Raw genomic sequence first — 17,007 nt, 5'->3', positions numbered from 1 at the left:
GTGTGGAACGACGCCCGAACTACCAACCTGATCGCCAACACGCTAGCCGTGCTGGCGGTCTGCGCCATGCTCGTCGCGGGCGTGGTGTGGGTAGCGCAGCGCCCGTACTTCACGCTGTCGGCCATCGAGCTGGAATCGATGCCGGACACCGAGCTGCACTACGTGTCGCCGGGGGCGGTGCGAGCCGCGATCGCCGGCCGCTTCAAGGGCAACTTCTTCACGGTGGACCTGGACGACGCGCGCGAGATCTTCGAATCGGTGCCCTGGGTGCGGCATGCCACCGTGCGCCGCATCTGGCCCAACGTGCTGCGCGTGCGGATCGAGGAGCAGCAGCCGCTGGCGCTGTGGAACGAGAACCAGATGATCAACACCTGGGGCGAGGCCTTCACGGCCAACACGGGCGAGGTGGACGACGACGTCGTGCTGCCGCAGTTCGTCGGGCCCGAGGGCACCGAGTCGCTGGTGGTGCAGCGCTACGCCGAGCTGGCGCGCTGGTTCGCCCCGCTGGACATGCACGTCAAGCAGCTGGAGCTGAGCCCGCGCTACGCCTGGCGCGTGGTGCTGTCCAACGGCATGCTGCTGGACCTGGGCCGCGATCCGGGCGCCGACGCGCCGGACCCGCACGGCCTGCCCGGCGCCTTGCCCTTCGCCGCCCGAATTCAACGCTTCGTGCAAGCCTGGCCCGACGTGGCGGGGCGCCTGGAAGGGCGCACCGTGACGCAGGCCGACTTGCGCTATCCCAATGGTTTCGCACTGGCGCTGGCTCCGTTGCCGGCGTCGGAAACCAAAACCAAATCCACACCGAAACCTCCGAAGAAACGCTAACGCCATGACCCGTGACATCAAGGACCTTATCGTCGCCCTCGATATCGGCACCAGCAAGGTGGTGGCTGTGGTGGCTGAAATTTTGCCTGAAGGGCGATTCGAAGTGCTGGGCCTCGGCCAGCACGAGTCGCGCGGCATGCGCAAGGGCGTGGTCGTCAATATCGAGACCACTGTGAATTCCATCCAGCGCGCGCTTGAAGAAGCCGAGCTGATGGCAGATTGCAAGATTCGCGACGTCTACACCGGCATTGCCGGCAGCCATATCCGCAGCTTCAATTCCAGCGGCATGGTCGCCGTGAAGGACAAGGAAGTCACCGCCACCGACGTCGCCCGCGTCATCGAGACCGCCAAGGCGGTGAACATCCCGACCGACCAGCAGGTGCTGCACGTGCTGACGCAGGAATTCATCGTCGACGGCCAGGAAGACATCCGCGAGCCCATCGGCATGAGCGGCCTGCGCCTGGAAGTGCGCGTGCACATCGTGACGGGCGCGGTCAGCGCCGCCCAGAATATCGTCAAGTGCGTGCGCCGCTGCGGCCTGGAAGTGCAGGACCTGATCCTGCAGCCGCTGGCCTCCAGCCTGGCCGTGCTGACGGCCGACGAAAAGGAGCTGGGCGTCGTGCTGGTGGACATCGGCGGCGGCACCACCGACGTGGCCATCTTCACCGGCGGCGCGATCCGCCACACCGCCGTGCTGCCCATCGCCGGCGACCAGATCACCAACGACATCGCGGCCATGCTGCGCACGCCCACGCCCGATGCCGAGGAAATCAAGCTGCGCTACGGCGTGGCCAAGCAGGTGCTGGCCAGTCCCGACGAGTCCGTGGAGGTTCCCGGCCTGGGCGACCGCGGCCCGCGCCAGGTCAAGCGCCAGGCGCTGGGCGCGGTGATCGAGCCGCGCGTCGAAGAACTGTTCACCCTGGTGCAGCAGGTGGTGCGCGACTCCGGCTACGAGGACCTGCTGGCTTCCGGCGTGGTGCTGACCGGCGGCTCGGCGCAATTGCCCGGCATGGTCGAGCTGGCCGAGGACGTGTTCCTCAAGCCGGTGCGCGTGGCGGTGCCCGAATACGAAGGCAGCCTGGCCGACGTGATGCGCAATCCGCGCTTCTCGACGGTGATGGGGCTGTTGCAGGAAGCGCGCATGCAGCGGGTGCGCGGCCGCAAGGTCGCCGCCCAGACCGGCAACTTCAAGAGCCTGCTGGCGCGCATGAAGGAATGGTTCATGAACTAGGTTGAGGGGGGCAGGTTGGGGCCTGCTCCTTGGTCCGGTCGGCTGGCGGTATCGCAGGCCGGGCCAGAAGAGGGGAGGCGCTTCAAACCCGCTGCGGGCGACGCCGGCGACGTGTTTGAGGCGATTCACAAAAAATAGGTTGTTGGGGAATTTTTGTGATTTGCAAAATCGGACTTGTGAGGGAGTCATCATGATGAACTTTGAGATGCTTGAAAACACCACCAAAGGGACCGTTATCAAGGTCGTTGGTGTGGGCGGTGCGGGCGGCAATGCCGTCGCGCACATGATTCGCAACGGCGTGCACGGCGTGGATTTCATCTGCGCCAACACCGATGCGCAGGCGCTGGCGGCGACCAACGCCCCGGTGCAGATCCGTCTGGGCCGCACCGGCCTGGGCGCGGGCGCCAAGCCCGAGCAGGGCCGTGCCTCGGCCGAAACCGCGCGCGAAGAGATCCGTGCCGCCCTGAACGGCGCGCACATGGTCTTCATCACCGCCGGCATGGGCGGCGGCACCGGCACCGGCGCCGGTCCGGTCGTGGCCGAAGTGGCCAAGGAACTGGGCATCCTGACCGTGGGCGTGGTCACCAAGCCCTTCACCTTCGAAGGCAACAAGCGCCTGAAGATGGCCGAGGACGGCATCGCCGAACTGGCCAAGCACGTGCATTCGCTCATCGTGGTGCTCAACGAGAACCTCTATGAACTGATGGACGAGGACGCGACGCAGGAAGACTGCTTCCGTTCGGCCGACGACATCCTGCACAACGCTTGCGCGGGTATCGCCGAAATCATCAACGTCGAAGGCAACGTCAACGTCGACTTCGAAGACGTCAAGACGATCATGGGCGAGCAGGGCCAGGCCATGATGGGCACGGCGTCGGCTTCCGGCGCGGACCGCGCCCGGGTCGCCGCCGAGCAGGCCATTGCCTGCCCGCTGCTCGAAGGCGTGGATCTGAACGGCGCGCGCGGCGTGCTGGTCAACATCACCGCCAGCCGCTCGCTGAAGATGCGCGAAACGCGCGAAATCATGGAAACGATCCGCAGCTACGCTTCGGACGACGCCACCGTGATCTTCGGCACCGCCTACGACGAGTCCATGGGCGAAACCCTGCGCGTGACCGTGGTCGCGACCGGCCTGGGCCGTGCGCAATCGCGTCCGCAGCTCGTGCAGAACACCGCCGAGGTGCTGCGCACCGGTACCGACAACATGCCCATGGGCGCGATGCCGGCCGGTCAAGGCGACTACCGCAACCTGGACATGCCCTCGGTCATGCGCAACCCGCGCAGCCAGGCTTCGGCCCAGGTGCGCGCGCTGGAAAGCTCGGGCATGGATCATTTCGACATCCCGGCGTTCCTGCGCAAGCAGGCGGATTGAACCAAAGAGCCCATTCCGGGCTCTAAAGCGCACTCCCTCATCTCCGGCCCGCCTGTCCCCTCGGGCGGGCCGGAGGCGGAGCGGTCCGTGTCTCCCTTGCACGGCATAAATAAGGGGACGGAGGTATAGGTCGGTCCGGACGCCTGATGGCGCCAGGGATCGGACAGCGTTACAATACGTCAGTTACGCCGGCAATCTATTGGTTATCTTGCCGGCTTTCTGGCTCAAATCACCCAAGTCTCATGTTCCGACAGCGCAGCATTCAGAATCTCGTCCGCACGACAGGCGTCGGCGTCCACTCCGGACGGCGGGTCGAGCTCACCTTGCGCCCGGCACAACCCAACACCGGTATCGTTTTCCATCGGGTCGATCTGCCCGAGGTCGTGGACCTGCCTGCCCAGGCGTCCGGCGTGGGCGACACGCGCATGGCGTCCGTGCTGCAGCAGGGCAACGTCCGCGTCTCCACCGTCGAACACCTGATGTCCGCCCTGGCCGGACTCGGCATCGACAACCTGCACGTCGACCTGACCGCGGAAGAAGTCCCCATCATGGACGGCAGCGCGGCGACCTTCGTCTACCTGCTGCGCTCGGCCGGCATCGTCGAACAGAACGCGCCCAAGCAGTTCATCCGCGTGCTCAAGCCCGTGGAAGTGCGCGAAGGCGAAGGCCGCAACGAGAAGTGGGCGCGCCTGGAGCCGCACGAAGGCTTCGCGCTCGCGTTTTCCATCGACTTCCGCCACCCCGCGATCGACTCCACGGCCAATTTCGCCGAGATCGATTTCGCCACCCATTCCTACGTGCGTGAGATCGCCCGCGCGCGCACCTTCGGTTTCGTCAACGAGGTCGAGGCCCTGCGCTCGATGGGCCTGGCCCGCGGCGGCAGCCTGGACAACGCCATCGTGATGGACGAGTACCGCGTGCTCAACAGCGACGGCCTGCGCTACGACGACGAGTTCGTCAAGCACAAGATCCTGGACGCCATCGGCGACCTGTACCTGCTGGGCAAGCCCCTGGTTGCGCGCTACGTGGCGTGCAAGTCTGGCCACGGCCTGAACAACCAGCTGGCGCGCGCGCTGCTGGCCCAGCGCGACGCCTGGGAACTGATCAGCTACGAATCGCAGGCGGAGGCGCCCCAGGCGTTCCGCCACGAGTGGAAGCTGGCCTGAAGGCTCCCCCCCTACGCGCTTACGCGCGCCCCCCAGGGGGGCGACACCTGCAGACCGGCGGAGCCGGATCTGGCGGTGTCCCGGCTTGCTCTAGGTAGCACCGATTTAATGCGATGGCTCCCCTTGGACGATGGGGGGCGTCATCCTCTCGCGCTTAGGGCGTAAACCGGTGGCAAACCATAGTATGGCTCCGTCCGAGAACTTGGTTTCGCTTGGTTTCGGGGCGCGGCTGTGGCCGCACAAGCGGGGCGGGTTCAGCTACTCTTGTGGTGCCTGAGCAGTTTGGCGACCGCGTCGGCCAGCGGTCCGGGACGCAGCTTGCCTTGCAGCGTTTCGAAGGCGCCCAGCGCGGTTGCGCCCAGCGGTTGCGCTTCCTTCGGGGGGCGGGGCTGGCGGGCGCCGGGCGTGGGCAAACCCGCTTGTACCTTGACGGCGATTTCGTTAAGGTTCCAGCCTTGGTCGGCCAGAGTCCGCGCGATGCGCGGGGCCAGCTGACGCATCTTGGCCGCATGAGCGGCACTCGGCACCACCAGGTGCAGGCACTGGTTTTCCAGCTTGCCCACCTGGCAGACGGCGCCCAGCGGGGCGGGCAGAACCGCCGCCACCGCGTACTGGATTTGCAAGTGCTTGCGGGCGGTCGCCAGGACGCCGGCGCCCCGCATGTCATGACCCAGCCATCCCAGGGCGGTATTGTCCTCGCGCCGGCTGGAACTGGAACGTTGGCGGTATGAAGTGGGTCTATTCATGCCGGCTCTATGAATTAGGAAGCAAACCTTGAAAATCGTGATTATGCACGCCCGTGACGGGAAGGACGGGCATTTCACCCTGGGCGGCGGCCACCTCGCGCTGTTCCTGGGGCTCGCCTTGATCACGGCCGCCATCTGCGGCGCCGCGCTACAACGATACCTTACTCCGGTATCGCCGGCCGTACACACCGTGGGCTGGCCCCTGGCCAGCCAGCCGGGGCGCGACGCCGATTTCCTGCGCGGCAACATGAACCTGCTGGCGGCCAAGGTCGGGGCGCTGCAGGCCAAGCTGGTCAGCATCGACGGCCTGGGCCAGCGCGTGGCCAAGGTCGCCGGCGTGGCCTACACCGATCCCGAACTCGCCAAGCAGCTGGCCGTGGCCCAGCCGGAAGCGCTGATCCAGCCCGAGGCCACCGAGGTCATGGACGACCTCTTCACCGACCACCCGCCGCCCAGCGCCGCGTCGGCCGAAGCCCTCGGGCGCCAGCTCGACGAGATCCAGGCCAGATTGTCCCAGCAGACCGACAACCTCAAGCTGCTGGACGCGGCGCTGACCCGCCGCTCGGCCGACCAGGCCCGCATGCCGACGGCCATGCCGATCACCGACTATCCCTACCTCAGCTCCTCCTACGGCTGGCGCCGCAACCCGGTGACCGGCCGCAGCGCCATGCACGAGGGCCTGGACTTCGCCGCGCCCTCGGGCACGCCCATCCTGGCTGCCTCCGGCGGCGTGGTGCTGGAATCCAAATACCATCCGGGCTACGGCAATATGGTCGAGATCGACCACGGCGACGGCCTGATCACCCGCTACGCCCACGCCTCTTCGCTGCTGGTCAAGCAGGGCCAGCTGGTCGACCGCGGCCAGCCCGTGGCCCGCGTCGGCAGCTCGGGACGCTCCACCGGCCCGCACCTGCACTTCGAAGTGCGCCTGGCGGGCCAGCCGCTGGACCCGCGCCTGTTCCTGGGACCGCAGCAGAACGCGCCGCCCGCCGTGGCCCACGCCTCGCGCTGAACTGCCGCTGAACTGGCGGCACTCTGGCCGGTCAAACTGCCCGACAGTGCTACCCTGGTGTTGATAGATCCAGGCTATTGCGCTTCAGGTGCGTTAAACTGGTTCGTTTCCCAGCGGACCCCCGCTCAACCAATAACATCAAGTCACGGGCGACGCTGCCCATCCCTGGCGACAGGGCGGCGTGTCCCGTGCGGCCGACATACGCATGGTTTCTCTGCTCAAAAAACTCATAGGCAGTCGCAACGACCGGCTGCTTAAGCAGTATCGCAAGCTGGTAACCCAGATCAATGGGCTCGAGTCCAAGATCTCCGCGCTCTCCGATGCGGAGCTGGCGGCCAAAACCGAGGAGTTCCGTTCCCGCCACGCCCAGGGCACGTCCCTGGACGAGCTGCTGCCCGAGGCCTTCGCCGTGGTGCGCGAGGCGGGCAAGCGGGTGTTCGGCATGCGCCATTTCGACGTGCAGATGCTGGGCGGCATCGCCCTGCACAACGGCAAGATCGCCGAAATGCGCACGGGCGAAGGCAAGACGCTGATGGCGACCCTGCCGGTCTACCTGAACGCGATCGCCGGCAAGGGCGTGCACGTGGTCACGGTGAACGACTACCTGGCCCGCCGCGACGCCGAATGGATGGGCCGGCTGTACCGCTTCCTGGGGATGAGCACGGGCGTGGTGGTGCCGCAGCAGCCCAACGAGGAAAAGAAGGCCGCCTACGCCGCCGACATCACGTACGGCACCAATAACGAGTTCGGCTTCGACTACCTGCGCGACAACATGGAATACCGTGTTGAGGACCGCCGCCAGCGCGGCCTGTTCTACGCCATCGTCGACGAGGTGGACTCGATCCTGATCGACGAGGCCCGCACCCCGCTGATCATCTCCGGCCAGGCCGAGGACCACACCGAGCTCTACATCCGCATGAACGCGGTGCCGCCGCTGCTCAAGCGCATGGCCGGCGAACCCAAGCCGCAGGAACCGGAACCCGAAGGCGACTACTGGGTCGACGAAAAGAGCCAGCAGGTCTACCTGTCCGAAGCCGGGCACGAGAACGCCGAGGGCATCCTGGCCCGCCTGGGCATCCTGCCCGAAGGCGAATCGCTGTACGATCCGCGCCACATCGCGCTGATGCATCACCTGATGGTGGCGCTGCGCGCCAACACGCTGTTCTTCCGCGACCAGCAGTACGTGGTGCAGGACGGCGAAGTGGTCATCGTCGACGAATTCACCGGCCGCCTGATGGTCGGCCGCCGCTGGTCCGACGGCCTGCACCAGGCGGTCGAGGCCAAGGAAGGCGTGAAGATCCAGCACGAGAACCAGACGCTGGCCTCGATCACGTTCCAGAACTACTTCCGCATGTACGAAAAGCTGTCCGGCATGACCGGCACGGCCGACACGGAAGCGTACGAATTCCAGGAAATCTACGGGCTCGAAACGGTCATCATCCCGACCAACAAGCCCATGGTCCGCAAGGACCAGAACGACCAGGTCTTCAAGACCGACCAGGAAAAGTACAACGCCATCCTCAACGACATCCGCGACTGCCACGAGCGCGGCCAGCCGGTGCTGGTGGGCACCACCAGCATCGAGAACTCCGAGCTGCTGTCGGGCCTGCTGAAAAAGGCCAAGCTGCCCCACGAGGTGCTCAACGCCAAGCAGCACGCGCGCGAAGCCGAGATCGTCGCCGAGGCCGGCAAGCCGGGCCACATCACCATCGCCACCAACATGGCCGGCCGCGGCACCGACATCGTGCTGGGCGGCAGCGTCGACAAGCAGGTCGACCTGATCCGCGCCGACGAATCGCTGTCCGAGGAAGAAAAGCAGGCCCGCATCGAAAAGGTGCGCGCCGAATGGAAGCCGCTGAACGAGCAGGTCAAGGCCGCCGGCGGCCTGCGCATCATCGGCACCGAACGCCACGAATCGCGCCGTATCGACAACCAGCTGCGCGGCCGCGCCGGCCGCCAGGGCGACCCCGGTTCCTCGCGCTTCTACCTGTCGCTGGAAGATTCGCTGATGCGCATCTTCGCCGGCGACCGGGTGCGCGCCATCATGGAACGCCTCAAGCTGCCGGAAGGCGAGCCCATCGAGGCCGGCATGGTGACGCGTTCGATCGAGACCGCGCAGCGCAAGGTCGAAGGCCGCAACTTCGACATCCGCAAGCAGCTGCTCGAATACGACGACGTGGCCAACGACCAGCGCAAGGTGCTGTACTCGCAGCGCAACGACGTGCTGGAGGCCGCGAGCGTGGGCGAGACCGTGCAGAACCTGCGCGACGCCGCCGTGATCGAGATGTTCAACGTCCACGTGCCGCCGGAATCGGTGGAAGAGCAGTGGGACGTGCCGGCGCTGCAAAAGGCGCTGGAAGCCGATTGGCACGTCCAGCTTCCGCTGGTGGAAATGCTGGAAAAAGAGGCCAACCTCACCGACGACGACCTGCGCGAACGCGTGGTGGCCGCCGCGCGCGATGCCTACCAGGCCAAGGTCGACCAGGTCGGCCAGGAATCGTGGTCGCAGTTCGAGCGCTCCATCATGCTGCAGGCCATCGACACGCACTGGCGCGAGCACCTGTCGGCGCTGGACTACCTGCGCCAGGGCATCCACCTGCGCGGCTACGCGCAGAAGAACCCCAAGCAGGAATACAAGCGCGAAGCCTTCGAACTGTTCTCGGGCATGCTGGACCGCATCCGCGACGACGTGGTGCGCGTGCTGATGACGGTGCGCGTGCAGTCGCAGGAGCAGGTCGACCAGGCCGAGGCCGAAGCCGCCCAGTCGCACGTGCAGAATGTGCAGTACCATCATTCCGACTACGACGAAGCGCTGGCCCAGCAGGATTCCGAGGGCGGCGCCCAGCCGGTGCGCAACGTGGTGCCCAAGGTCGGCCGCAACGATCCGTGCCCCTGCGGCAGCGGCAAGAAGTACAAGCAGTGCCACGGCAAGCTCGTCTGAACCCGGAGACCTGACCATGCTGCATCCCGTCGGCCGTACCGAATTCGATCACGCAGTGGTCATGGTGCGTGACCGGCTGGATGCGTTGGCGCCGCATTTCGAGCGCCAGGGCTTTCGCCTGAGCGACAAGTCGGTGCACAACCTGGGGTCGTGCAACCGCCTGATCGTGCTGGAAGGCGCTTACGTCGAACTCCTGGGCTGGCCGCCCGGCGCGCCGCCGGCGCGCAAGGAGATCGCCGACTCGCCCTTCGGGCTGGAGGCGCTGGTGTTCCGCACCTACGACGCCGAGGCCACCTACGAACGCCTGCGGGCCGCGGGGTTCGCCGTCAATCCGGTCCAGGAACTGACCCGCGCGGCCATGCTGGACGGCGAGGAAGTCCAGGCCCGTTTCCATACCGTGCGTTTCGCCGAGCAGCCGCTGCCCGGCATCCGCATGTATTTCTGCCGCCACCTGACGCCGGAATGCGTGTGGCAGCCCGACCTGATGGCGCATCCCAACGGCGCGCGCAGCCTGCTGCGCATCGACGCCCGCGCCGCCGACGCGCGCGCGGTGGCCGAGCGCCTGGCGCAGGTCGCCGACGTCGTCGCGGAGCCGGCCGGCGAAGGCTGGGACGTGCCGCTGGCCAACCTGCGCATCCACGTGCGGCCCGACGAGTCGGCCGCCCGGCCGGTGCTGTGCTCCCTTACCCTGGAAAACCGCGACGGCGCCCATTACGCGCTGGATACGGGGCTGTAATACCGTAGGTCGTTCACGTCCCGCCCCGGACAAACCCGCATTGCCGCCCAAAGTGTATGCACTTTAGTATGCACTTAATCCGACCACGCAATCCGGCGGCGCCATGCCCACTCCCAACCCGATCCGTCCCGCCGGCCGCACGCAGGCGGCCCAGGCCGAACTGTACGGCGCCGTCAAGGCGATGGCCGTGCGGTTCGAGTTCAAGCCTGGCGAGCGCATCAACGAGGTGGAGCTGGCGCGCCGGCTGAACGTCAGCCGCACGCCGCTGCGCGAGGTGCTGAACCAGCTGATGGTCGAGGGTTTCCTGACGCGCTCGGTGAACCGGGGCTTCATCGCGCGCCTGCTCGACGCCAAGCAGATCCACAGCCTGTACGAGTACCGCGCGGTGCTGGAGGCCGGCATCGTGCGCGCCGCCTGCGAGCGCGCCAGCGACGAAGAGCTGGCCGGCCTGCGGGCCTTCGTCGAGCGTTCGCGCGACGTGCCCGAGGACAGCGAGGCCACGCGCCTGCTGGAACTGGACGAAGCCTTCCACCTGACGCTGGCGCGCTATTCGCGCAACGAGGAATTCGTGCGGGCGCTGGAAAGCGTCAACGCGCGCATCCATTTCGTGCGCTGGATCGACATGCAGCAGGGCCGCCGCGGCCATACCCAGGGCGAGCACCTGCGCATCGTCGAGGCGCTGGAGCGCCGCGACATCGAGGCGCTGCCGGGGCTGATGAGCGCGCACATCGGCCGCCGGCTGGACCAGATCACCGACGTCATCCGCACCGGTTTTTCCACGATCTACATGCGGGACCAGGCCGAACCCGCATCGCCAACGCCGGCCAACACCATATCAGCAGGGGAAAAGCAATGAACCACAGCTTGAAACGCGGACTGGCGGCGTTATGCGTGCTGGCTGCCGCAGGGGGCGGCCTGGGCGCGGCGCCCGCCTGGGCGGAAGAGCGGCCGCTGGTGATGGTCGTGCCCTATCCGCCGGGAGGCAGCACCGACATCCTGGCCCGCATCCTGCAGCCGCGCCTGTCCGAGGAACTGGGCGGGCGTCCGGTGGTGGTCGAGAACCGCCCGGGCGCGGCCAGCCAGATCGCCACCGCCTTCGTGGCGCGCGCCGAGCCCGACGGCAATACGCTGCTGGTCAGCTTCGACAACCACGGCATCAATCCCGCCGTAAAGCCCAAGCTGCCGTACGACACCTTCAAGGACTTCGTCGCGATCTCGCAGACGGTGCGCTTCCCGCTGGTGATCGGGGCCAACCCGAGCGTGCCGGGCAAGACGCTCAAGGAGTTCCTGGCGGCGGCGGCCAAGCAGCCGCCCAACAAGTTCAACTACGCCTCCACCGGCGTCGGGTCGCTGAATCACCTGGCGCCCGAAGAGCTCAAGCGCCTGTCCAAGGTCGAGCTGCTGCATGTGCCGTACGGCGGCGGCGGGCCGGCCATCCAGGCCGTGGTGGGCGGGCAGGCCAGCATGACCTGGCTGAGCTTCGCGGCGCTGCGCGGGCAGATCCAGGCCGGCAAGATCAAGCCGCTGGCCGTGGCCGGCGACAAGCGCCTGCCCGACCTGCCCAACGTGCCGACGGTGGCCGAGTCCGGCTTTCCCGGTTTCGTCGCCTATTCGTGGAGCGGCATGTTCGCGCCCAAGGGCACGCCCGAGGCCACGGTGAAAAAACTGACCGCGGCGTTCCAGGCCGTGCTGGCCGATCCCGCGATCAGGAAGAAAGTGACCGAGGCAGGCTTCGAGATCGTGGCCTCCGACGGCCCGGCGCTGGACGCCTACGTGAAGTCGGAATACGAGCGCTGGAGCGCCTTCATCAAGAGCAGCAAGATCAACCTGGACAACTGAACGGCGCGCGGCCGGCATGCCCGGCCGCCGCGCGAGCCACAACACTGGAGACGACATGGAAAACCTGACCGGCGCCGAAGCAATGGTGCGGATGCTGCAGCACAACGGCGTCAAGCATATTTTCGGCCTGTGCGGCGACACCAGCCTGCCGTTCTACGACGCGCTGTACCGCCTGGACCACGGCATGCGCCACATCCTGACGCGCGACGAGCGCAGCGCCGGCTACATGGCCGACGCCTATGCCCGTGTGACCGGCAAGGTCGGCGTGTGCGAAGGCCCCAGCGGCGGCGGCGCGACCTATCTGCTGCCGGGCCTGGTGGAGGCCAATGAATCGTCCGTGCCGGTGCTGGGCATCACCTCCGACGTGGCGGTGGGCTCGCGCGGCAAGTACCCGCTGACCGAGCTCGACCAGGAGGCGCTGTACCGCCCGCTGACGAAATGGAACCGCACGATCGACCGCGCCGACCAGATCCCCGGCTTGGTGCGGGCGGCGTTTCGCGCGATGACGACCGGCAAGCCGGGCGCGGCCCACCTGTGCTTCCCGTACGACGTGATGAAGCAGCAGGTGGACGCCTCCGACATCTGGGCCCAGCCCGAGCACGGCAGCTACCCGGCGATGCGCTGCGCGCCGGACCCGGCCGACGTGGCGCGCGCGGCGCAGCGGCTGGTCGGCGCGCGTTCGCCGGTCATCATCTGCGGCGGCGGCGTGGTGATCGCCGGCGCCAGCGCCGCCCTGCAGCAGCTGGCCGAGGCGCTCAAGGCGGCGGTCTGCGTGACGGTGAGCGGGCAGGGCAGCCTGGCCGACACGCATCCGCTGAACGCGGGCGTGGTGGGCTCGAACGGCGGCGTGATGGCGACGCGCGAAGTGGTCGCGGCCGCCGACGCGGTGCTGTTCGTGGGCTGCCGCGCCGGTTCGACCTCGACCGAGCACTGGCGCTTCCCCAACCGCGACGTGCCCATCCTGCACATCGACATCGACCCGATGGTGATCGGCGCCAACTACCTGACCGAAGTCGGCATGGTGGGCGACGCCAGGCTGGCGCTGGAGGCGCTGGGCGCCGAAGTGGCCGAGCGCCTGGCCCATCGCCCCGCCGACGCGGTCGACGGCGCGGTGCTGGCCGGCCGCGCCAAGGCGGCGCGCCGCGCCCAGCTGGAGCCGCTGGCCGGCAGCCTGGACACGCCCATCCGCCCCGAGCGCGTGGTGCAATCGCTCAACCGCCTGCTGCCGGACGACGCCGTGGTGTGCGCCGATCCCGGCACGCCTTGCCCGTATTTCTCGGCCTATTACGACGTGTCGCGCCCGGGGCGCCACTTCATCACCAACCGCGCGCACGGCGCGCTGGGCTTTTCCATGTCGGCCGCGCTCGGCGCCTGGGTGGGCCGGCCGCAATCCAAGTGCGTGTCGGTGATGGGAGACGGCAGCTTCGGCTTCACCGTGGGCGAGCTGGAGACCATCGTGCGGCACAAGGCGCCGCTTTTGATGGTAGTGTTCTCGAACTCGGTCTACGGCTGGATCAAGGCCAGCCAGAAAGCCGGCTACGACAAACGCTACTACAGCGTGGACTTCGATCGCACCGACCACGCGCGCATCGCCGAGGCCTACGGGGTGAAGGCATGGCGCGTCGAGGACCCGGCCAAGCTGGACGCGGCCATCAAGGCGGCCATGGAGCATGACGGTCCGGCGCTGATCGACGTGGTGGCCCAGCCGCTGCAGGACGCCGCGGCGCCGGTCAGCCAGTGGATGGGTTGAAGGAGACAGGCATGGATCTGGGCATCAGCGGCAAGACGGCACTGGTATTCGGCGGCAGCCGCGGCATGGGCCGGGCCTGCGCCCTGCAGCTGGCGCGCGAAGGCGTGGCGGTCACGATCGCCGCGCGCAATCCGGCGACGCTGGAGCAGGCCGCTGCCGAGATTTCGCGCGAGACCGGCGTGGGCGTGGGCTGGGTGTCGGCCGACCTGACCCTGCCGCAGGGCCGCGACGCCGCCATCGCCGCCTGTCCGCGGCCCGATATCCTGATCAACAACGCCGACGGGCCGCTGCCGGGCGACTTCCGCGACTGGTCGCACGAGGACTGGATGGCGGCGCTGGACGCCATGATGCTGGGGCCCATCGACATGATCCGGCGCGTGGTGGACGGGATGATCGAACGGCGCTTCGGCCGCATCGTCAACATCGTCTCGCGCAGCGTCAAGGCGCCGCACGCCGAACTGGGCCTGTCCAACGGCGCGCGTTCGGGGCTGATCGGCTTCGTGGGCGGGCTGGCCCGGCAGACCGTCAGGCACAACGTCACCATCAACAACCTGCTGCCCGGCGCCTTCGCCACCGATGCGCAGGTCAGGCACATCCAGGGCATGCTCGAGCAGTCCGGCGGCAAGACCTTCGAGCAGTTGTGGGACGAGCGCGGGCGCTCGAACCCGGCGGGCCGCTACGGCCAGCCCGAGGAGCTGGGCGCGCTATGCGCCTACGTCTGTTCGGCCCACGCGGGCTACATGACGGCGCAGAACATCCTCATCGACGGCGGCGGCTACCCCGGCACGTACTGAGCGCTTCAGAACTGCCAGCGGCCGAACATGAACAGTACGTTGCCCGCGCCGCTGGAGCCCGGGATGTAGGTCGCGTAAAGCATGGCGTCCTTGTAGCCCGCGCTCACCAGCGGCAGGATGCCGGGGAAAGGCACGTAGCTCATGATGTCGCTGCGCGCCGTCAGGAACACGGTATAGCCCGCGCCCAGGCGGAAGTTCTCGCTGACCTGGCCGATCTTCAGGAAGCCGTAGCCGGCGATGGGCTCGATCTTGCTGTGCGAATCCAGGAAGGCCATGGCGTACAGACCCTGCCAGTCGCCGTCTTCGTCGTAGATGCTGCGTCCGTAGCCGCCGCCCCAGGCCAGTTCGTTGAAGCTGTCGATCTTCTCTTTGCTGTAGGTGGCGCGGTTATGCCACGAATAGCCGGTCAGGTAGAGATCGTTGCCGCCTTCCGACCAGATCTGGTCCAGGCGGTTGCAGGCCGATTGCGCCCACGAGGGCATGCTGTCACAGGCTTGGGCGGCGGAGGCGAAGAAGGAGAGCAGCAGACAGAGGAGCGCTGCCCGGAGTCTGGCGGTCATTGCGGGCGCTGATGGGATGGATATGACAATCCCATTACTGTAATGGAATGACCGCCGCCATCCCTGTCAGCTAGCTGTCAAGAACGCCGTCCCCCTGGGAGAGCCAGGAGGACGGGCGCCGCAATGTGTTGCAGGCAGGCTACAGGAGGAAGATGGTCGCCAGGCCGAGGAAGATGAAAAAGCCCAGCGAGTCGGTGGCGAAGGTCAGCAGCACCGAGGAGCCCATCGCCGGGTCCTTGCCGAAGCGGGCGCGCACCATCGGCACCAGCACGCCGACCGAGGCGCCGACCAGCATGTTGCAGATCATGGCGGCCATCATCACCAGCGCGATCGACACCGAGTGCGAGATCGCCCAGGCGAACAGCGCGGCCACCACGCTGCCGCACAGCCCCACCAGCAGGGTCACGAAGAGCTCGCGCTTGACCAGCTGCCACAGGTTGCGTCCGGTGATGCGGCCCATGGCCAGCGCCCGGATGATGAGCGTCATGGTCTGGTTGCCGGAGTTGCCGCCGATGCCGGCCACGATGGACATCAGGAAGGCCAGGATGACGATCTGGCTGACCGTGCCTTCGAACTGCGAGGCCACGAACGAAGCCGTAGCCGCGGTACAGAGATTGAACAGCAGCCACGGCGCGCGGTTGCGCAAGGCGGTGGCGACCGGCGCGAAGATGTCTTCTTCCTGCAGACCGGCGCGCGACAGCGCCTGTTCCTGGGAGTCCTCGCGCATCACGTCCACCACGTCGGCGATGGTGACGCGGCCGATCAGCCGGCCCTGGTCGTCCATCACGGGGGCGGACACCAGATCGTAGCGTTCGAACGCGCCGGCGGCGTCGGCGTCGGAATCCAGCGGATTCAGCGTCAGGAAATCCGAGTTCATGACCGCGCGCACCTCGGTCTCGGGCTCGCTGACCAGCAGGCGCGACAGCGGCAGGATGCCTTGCAGCTTGTCCTGGCGGTCGACCACGAAGATCTGGTCGGTGTGGTCCGGCAGCTCGTGCAGGCGGCGCAGGTAGCGCAGCACGACCTCCAGCGTCACGTCCTCGCGCACGCGGACCATTTCGAAGTCCATGATCGCGCCCACGCTGTCTTCCGGATAGCCCATGGCTTCCAGCAGCTGCGCGCGTTCTTCTTCGGTCAGGCCCTTCTGGACTTCGGCCACCACGTCCGGCGGCAAGTCGGGCGCCAGGTCGGCCAGCTCGTCGGCGTCCATGCTGCCGGTGGCGGCCACCAGGTCCTGGCGGTCCATCGCTTCGATCAGCGATTCGCGCACCCAGTCTTCGACTTCCAGCAGCACGTCGGCGTCGTGCTCCGGGCTGACCAGCGCCCAGATCGCCTGGCGCTCGTCTTTGGGCAGCGATTCGAGGATGAAGGCGATGTCGGCCGGATGCAGCCCGTCCAGCAGCGTCTTGAGTTCGGCTTCGTGCTGGCGGTGGACCAGGTCTTCGACCAGCGAGGCCTTCGAGTCGCCTTCTTCCTGGCGATGCACGAGGTCGGCGACCAGCTGCTGGCGGCGCAGGCGCTCCTGCACTTCGGCCAGGGCGTGCTGGGCGTCTTCCGGGTCGAGGCGGCGGGGCGTCGCGGGCGGTTTCTGCGCGGCGGCGGACTGCGTCATGCGTTACGGCTCAAAGGGTGGGGAGGGGGCGGCCGCGCCGCGCTTCGTCGGTGGCGACGTAGGTCAGCGTGGCTTCGGTGACCTTGACGATCTCGGCGTCCAGGCGCTGGCGTTCCGCGTAGACCTCGACCGACACCGTGATCGAGGTGGTGCCGGTTTTGATGATGGAGGCGTAGAAGCTGAGCAGGTCGCCCACGAACACGGGCTGCTTGAACTGGAAGGCGTTGACCGCCACGGTGGCCACGCGTCCGGCGGCGCGCCGCGCGGCGGGGATGGAGCCGGCGATGTCGACCTGGGACATGATCCAGCCGCCGAAAACGTCCCCGTGGATATTGGCGTCCGCCGGCATCGGCATGACGCGCAACACCGCGTCGCGGTCGGCGGGCAAGGTCGTGGTAGGGGTTTTGTGGCTGGAGGCCATGC

15 protein-coding genes are annotated in these 17,007 nt (G+C 67.5%); 11 read left to right on the top strand and 4 right to left on the bottom strand.

All coding sequences use genetic code 11. The features are described 5' to 3' along the window. From AC1M14_RS23040 to lpxC, 4 genes are all read left to right on the top strand, one after another. The gene (locus AC1M14_RS23040; protein ID WP_102775404.1) at positions 1–825 is read left to right on the top strand and encodes a cell division protein FtsQ/DivIB; all 825 of its coding nucleotides are present in this window, start codon (positions 1–3) and stop codon (positions 823–825) included. Between the two features lie 4 nt (positions 826–829). Continuing rightward, positions 830–2,056 carry a cell division protein FtsA gene (ftsA, locus tag AC1M14_RS23035; protein ID WP_102775405.1) on the top strand — a complete coding sequence of 409 codons (1,227 nt, stop codon included), beginning with the start codon at positions 830–832 and terminating at the stop codon, positions 2,054–2,056. 190 nt (positions 2,057–2,246) lie between these two features. After that, positions 2,247–3,428: a cell division protein FtsZ gene (gene ftsZ / locus AC1M14_RS23030; protein WP_102775406.1), complete on the top strand. Its 1,182-nt coding sequence runs from the start codon at positions 2,247–2,249 to the stop codon at positions 3,426–3,428. A 242-nt stretch (positions 3,429–3,670) separates the two neighbouring features. Continuing rightward, a complete protein-coding gene (gene lpxC / locus AC1M14_RS23025; RefSeq protein WP_102775407.1) occupies positions 3,671–4,594 on the top strand; it encodes a UDP-3-O-acyl-N-acetylglucosamine deacetylase in 924 nt (307 codons plus the stop codon). A gap of 254 nt (positions 4,595–4,848) precedes the next feature. Here lpxC and AC1M14_RS23020 read toward each other — a convergent pair whose 3' ends face one another. Further along, entirely contained in the window at positions 4,849–5,256 is a 408-nt protein-coding gene (locus tag AC1M14_RS23020) for a DciA family protein (RefSeq protein ID WP_102775408.1), read from the bottom strand. Positions 5,257–5,383: 127 nt separating this feature from the next. Between AC1M14_RS23020 and AC1M14_RS23015 the strand changes: the two genes are divergently transcribed. The 7 genes from AC1M14_RS23015 to AC1M14_RS22985 all read left to right on the top strand — a co-directional run bounded on the left by AC1M14_RS23015 (position 5,384) and on the right by AC1M14_RS22985 (position 14,412). Then, a complete protein-coding gene (locus AC1M14_RS23015; RefSeq protein WP_102775409.1) occupies positions 5,384–6,352 on the top strand; it encodes a M23 family metallopeptidase in 969 nt (322 codons plus the stop codon). Positions 6,353–6,557: 205 nt separating this feature from the next. Beyond that, complete coding sequence (secA, locus tag AC1M14_RS23010) at positions 6,558–9,293, top strand: preprotein translocase subunit SecA (RefSeq protein WP_102775410.1); 2,736 nt, start codon at positions 6,558–6,560, stop codon at positions 9,291–9,293. A 16-nt stretch (positions 9,294–9,309) separates the two neighbouring features. Continuing rightward, positions 9,310–10,029, top strand: a complete 720-nt coding sequence (locus tag AC1M14_RS23005) for a VOC family protein (RefSeq protein ID WP_111826363.1) — start codon at positions 9,310–9,312, stop codon at positions 10,027–10,029. Between the two features lie 103 nt (positions 10,030–10,132). Beyond that, positions 10,133–10,885: a GntR family transcriptional regulator gene (locus AC1M14_RS23000; protein WP_479730527.1), complete on the top strand. Its 753-nt coding sequence runs from the start codon at positions 10,133–10,135 to the stop codon at positions 10,883–10,885. Continuing rightward, positions 10,882–11,868 (top strand): tripartite tricarboxylate transporter substrate binding protein, encoded by a 987-nt coding sequence (locus AC1M14_RS22995; protein ID WP_102775413.1) that lies wholly within the window; start codon positions 10,882–10,884, stop codon positions 11,866–11,868. The genes AC1M14_RS23000 and AC1M14_RS22995 overlap by 4 nt, the downstream gene beginning before the upstream one ends. Before the next feature lie 55 nt (positions 11,869–11,923). After that, positions 11,924–13,618 carry a thiamine pyrophosphate-binding protein gene (locus tag AC1M14_RS22990; protein ID WP_479730526.1) on the top strand — a complete coding sequence of 565 codons (1,695 nt, stop codon included), beginning with the start codon at positions 11,924–11,926 and terminating at the stop codon, positions 13,616–13,618. 11 nt (positions 13,619–13,629) lie between these two features. After that, positions 13,630–14,412 carry an SDR family oxidoreductase gene (locus AC1M14_RS22985; RefSeq protein ID WP_111826365.1) on the top strand — a complete coding sequence of 261 codons (783 nt, stop codon included), beginning with the start codon at positions 13,630–13,632 and terminating at the stop codon, positions 14,410–14,412. A 5-nt stretch (positions 14,413–14,417) separates the two neighbouring features. Here the strand turns inward: AC1M14_RS22985 and pagP are convergent, their stop codons facing one another. The 3 genes from pagP to AC1M14_RS22970 all read right to left on the bottom strand — a co-directional run bounded on the left by pagP (position 14,418) and on the right by AC1M14_RS22970 (position 17,005). Further along, complete coding sequence (gene pagP / locus AC1M14_RS22980) at positions 14,418–14,972, bottom strand: lipid IV(A) palmitoyltransferase PagP (RefSeq protein ID WP_102775416.1); 555 nt, start codon at positions 14,970–14,972, stop codon at positions 14,418–14,420. A gap of 139 nt (positions 14,973–15,111) precedes the next feature. After that, positions 15,112–16,584: a magnesium transporter gene (mgtE, locus tag AC1M14_RS22975; RefSeq protein WP_102775417.1), complete on the bottom strand. Its 1,473-nt coding sequence runs from the start codon at positions 16,582–16,584 to the stop codon at positions 15,112–15,114. A gap of 10 nt (positions 16,585–16,594) precedes the next feature. Further along, the gene (locus AC1M14_RS22970) at positions 16,595–17,005 is read right to left on the bottom strand and encodes an acyl-CoA thioesterase (RefSeq protein ID WP_102775418.1); all 411 of its coding nucleotides are present in this window, start codon (positions 17,003–17,005) and stop codon (positions 16,595–16,597) included. Positions 17,006–17,007 lie beyond the last annotated feature (2 nt).

The sequence above is a fragment of the Achromobacter sp. SX5 genome (assembly GCF_056711425.1).
Note: the sequence above shows the minus strand (reverse complement) of the source record. Positions and strands in the feature narration are given on the sequence as shown.

What these genes read in the sequence shown, in the direction of transcription:
- AC1M14_RS22990 (WP_479730526.1), top strand. Translation starts at nt 11,924, where the DNA reads ATGGAAAACCTGACCGGCGCCGAAGCAATGGTGCGGATGCTGCAGCAC.
- AC1M14_RS22970 (WP_102775418.1), bottom strand. Translation starts at nt 17,005, where the DNA reads ATGGCCTCCAGCCACAAAACCCCTACCACGACCTTGCCCGCCGACCGC.
- ftsZ (WP_102775406.1), top strand. Translation starts at nt 2,247, where the DNA reads ATGATGAACTTTGAGATGCTTGAAAACACCACCAAAGGGACCGTTATC.
- AC1M14_RS23015 (WP_102775409.1), top strand. Translation starts at nt 5,384, where the DNA reads ATGCACGCCCGTGACGGGAAGGACGGGCATTTCACCCTGGGCGGCGGC.
- lpxC (WP_102775407.1), top strand. Translation starts at nt 3,671, where the DNA reads ATGTTCCGACAGCGCAGCATTCAGAATCTCGTCCGCACGACAGGCGTC.
- AC1M14_RS23005 (WP_111826363.1), top strand. Translation starts at nt 9,310, where the DNA reads ATGCTGCATCCCGTCGGCCGTACCGAATTCGATCACGCAGTGGTCATG.
- ftsA (WP_102775405.1), top strand. Translation starts at nt 830, where the DNA reads ATGACCCGTGACATCAAGGACCTTATCGTCGCCCTCGATATCGGCACC.
- pagP (WP_102775416.1), bottom strand. Translation starts at nt 14,972, where the DNA reads ATGACCGCCAGACTCCGGGCAGCGCTCCTCTGTCTGCTGCTCTCCTTC.
- AC1M14_RS23020 (WP_102775408.1), bottom strand. Translation starts at nt 5,256, where the DNA reads ATGCGGGGCGCCGGCGTCCTGGCGACCGCCCGCAAGCACTTGCAAATC.
- AC1M14_RS22995 (WP_102775413.1), top strand. Translation starts at nt 10,882, where the DNA reads ATGAACCACAGCTTGAAACGCGGACTGGCGGCGTTATGCGTGCTGGCT.
- mgtE (WP_102775417.1), bottom strand. Translation starts at nt 16,584, where the DNA reads ATGACGCAGTCCGCCGCCGCGCAGAAACCGCCCGCGACGCCCCGCCGC.
- AC1M14_RS22985 (WP_111826365.1), top strand. Translation starts at nt 13,630, where the DNA reads ATGGATCTGGGCATCAGCGGCAAGACGGCACTGGTATTCGGCGGCAGC.
- secA (WP_102775410.1), top strand. Translation starts at nt 6,558, where the DNA reads ATGGTTTCTCTGCTCAAAAAACTCATAGGCAGTCGCAACGACCGGCTG.
- AC1M14_RS23000 (WP_479730527.1), top strand. Translation starts at nt 10,133, where the DNA reads ATGCCCACTCCCAACCCGATCCGTCCCGCCGGCCGCACGCAGGCGGCC.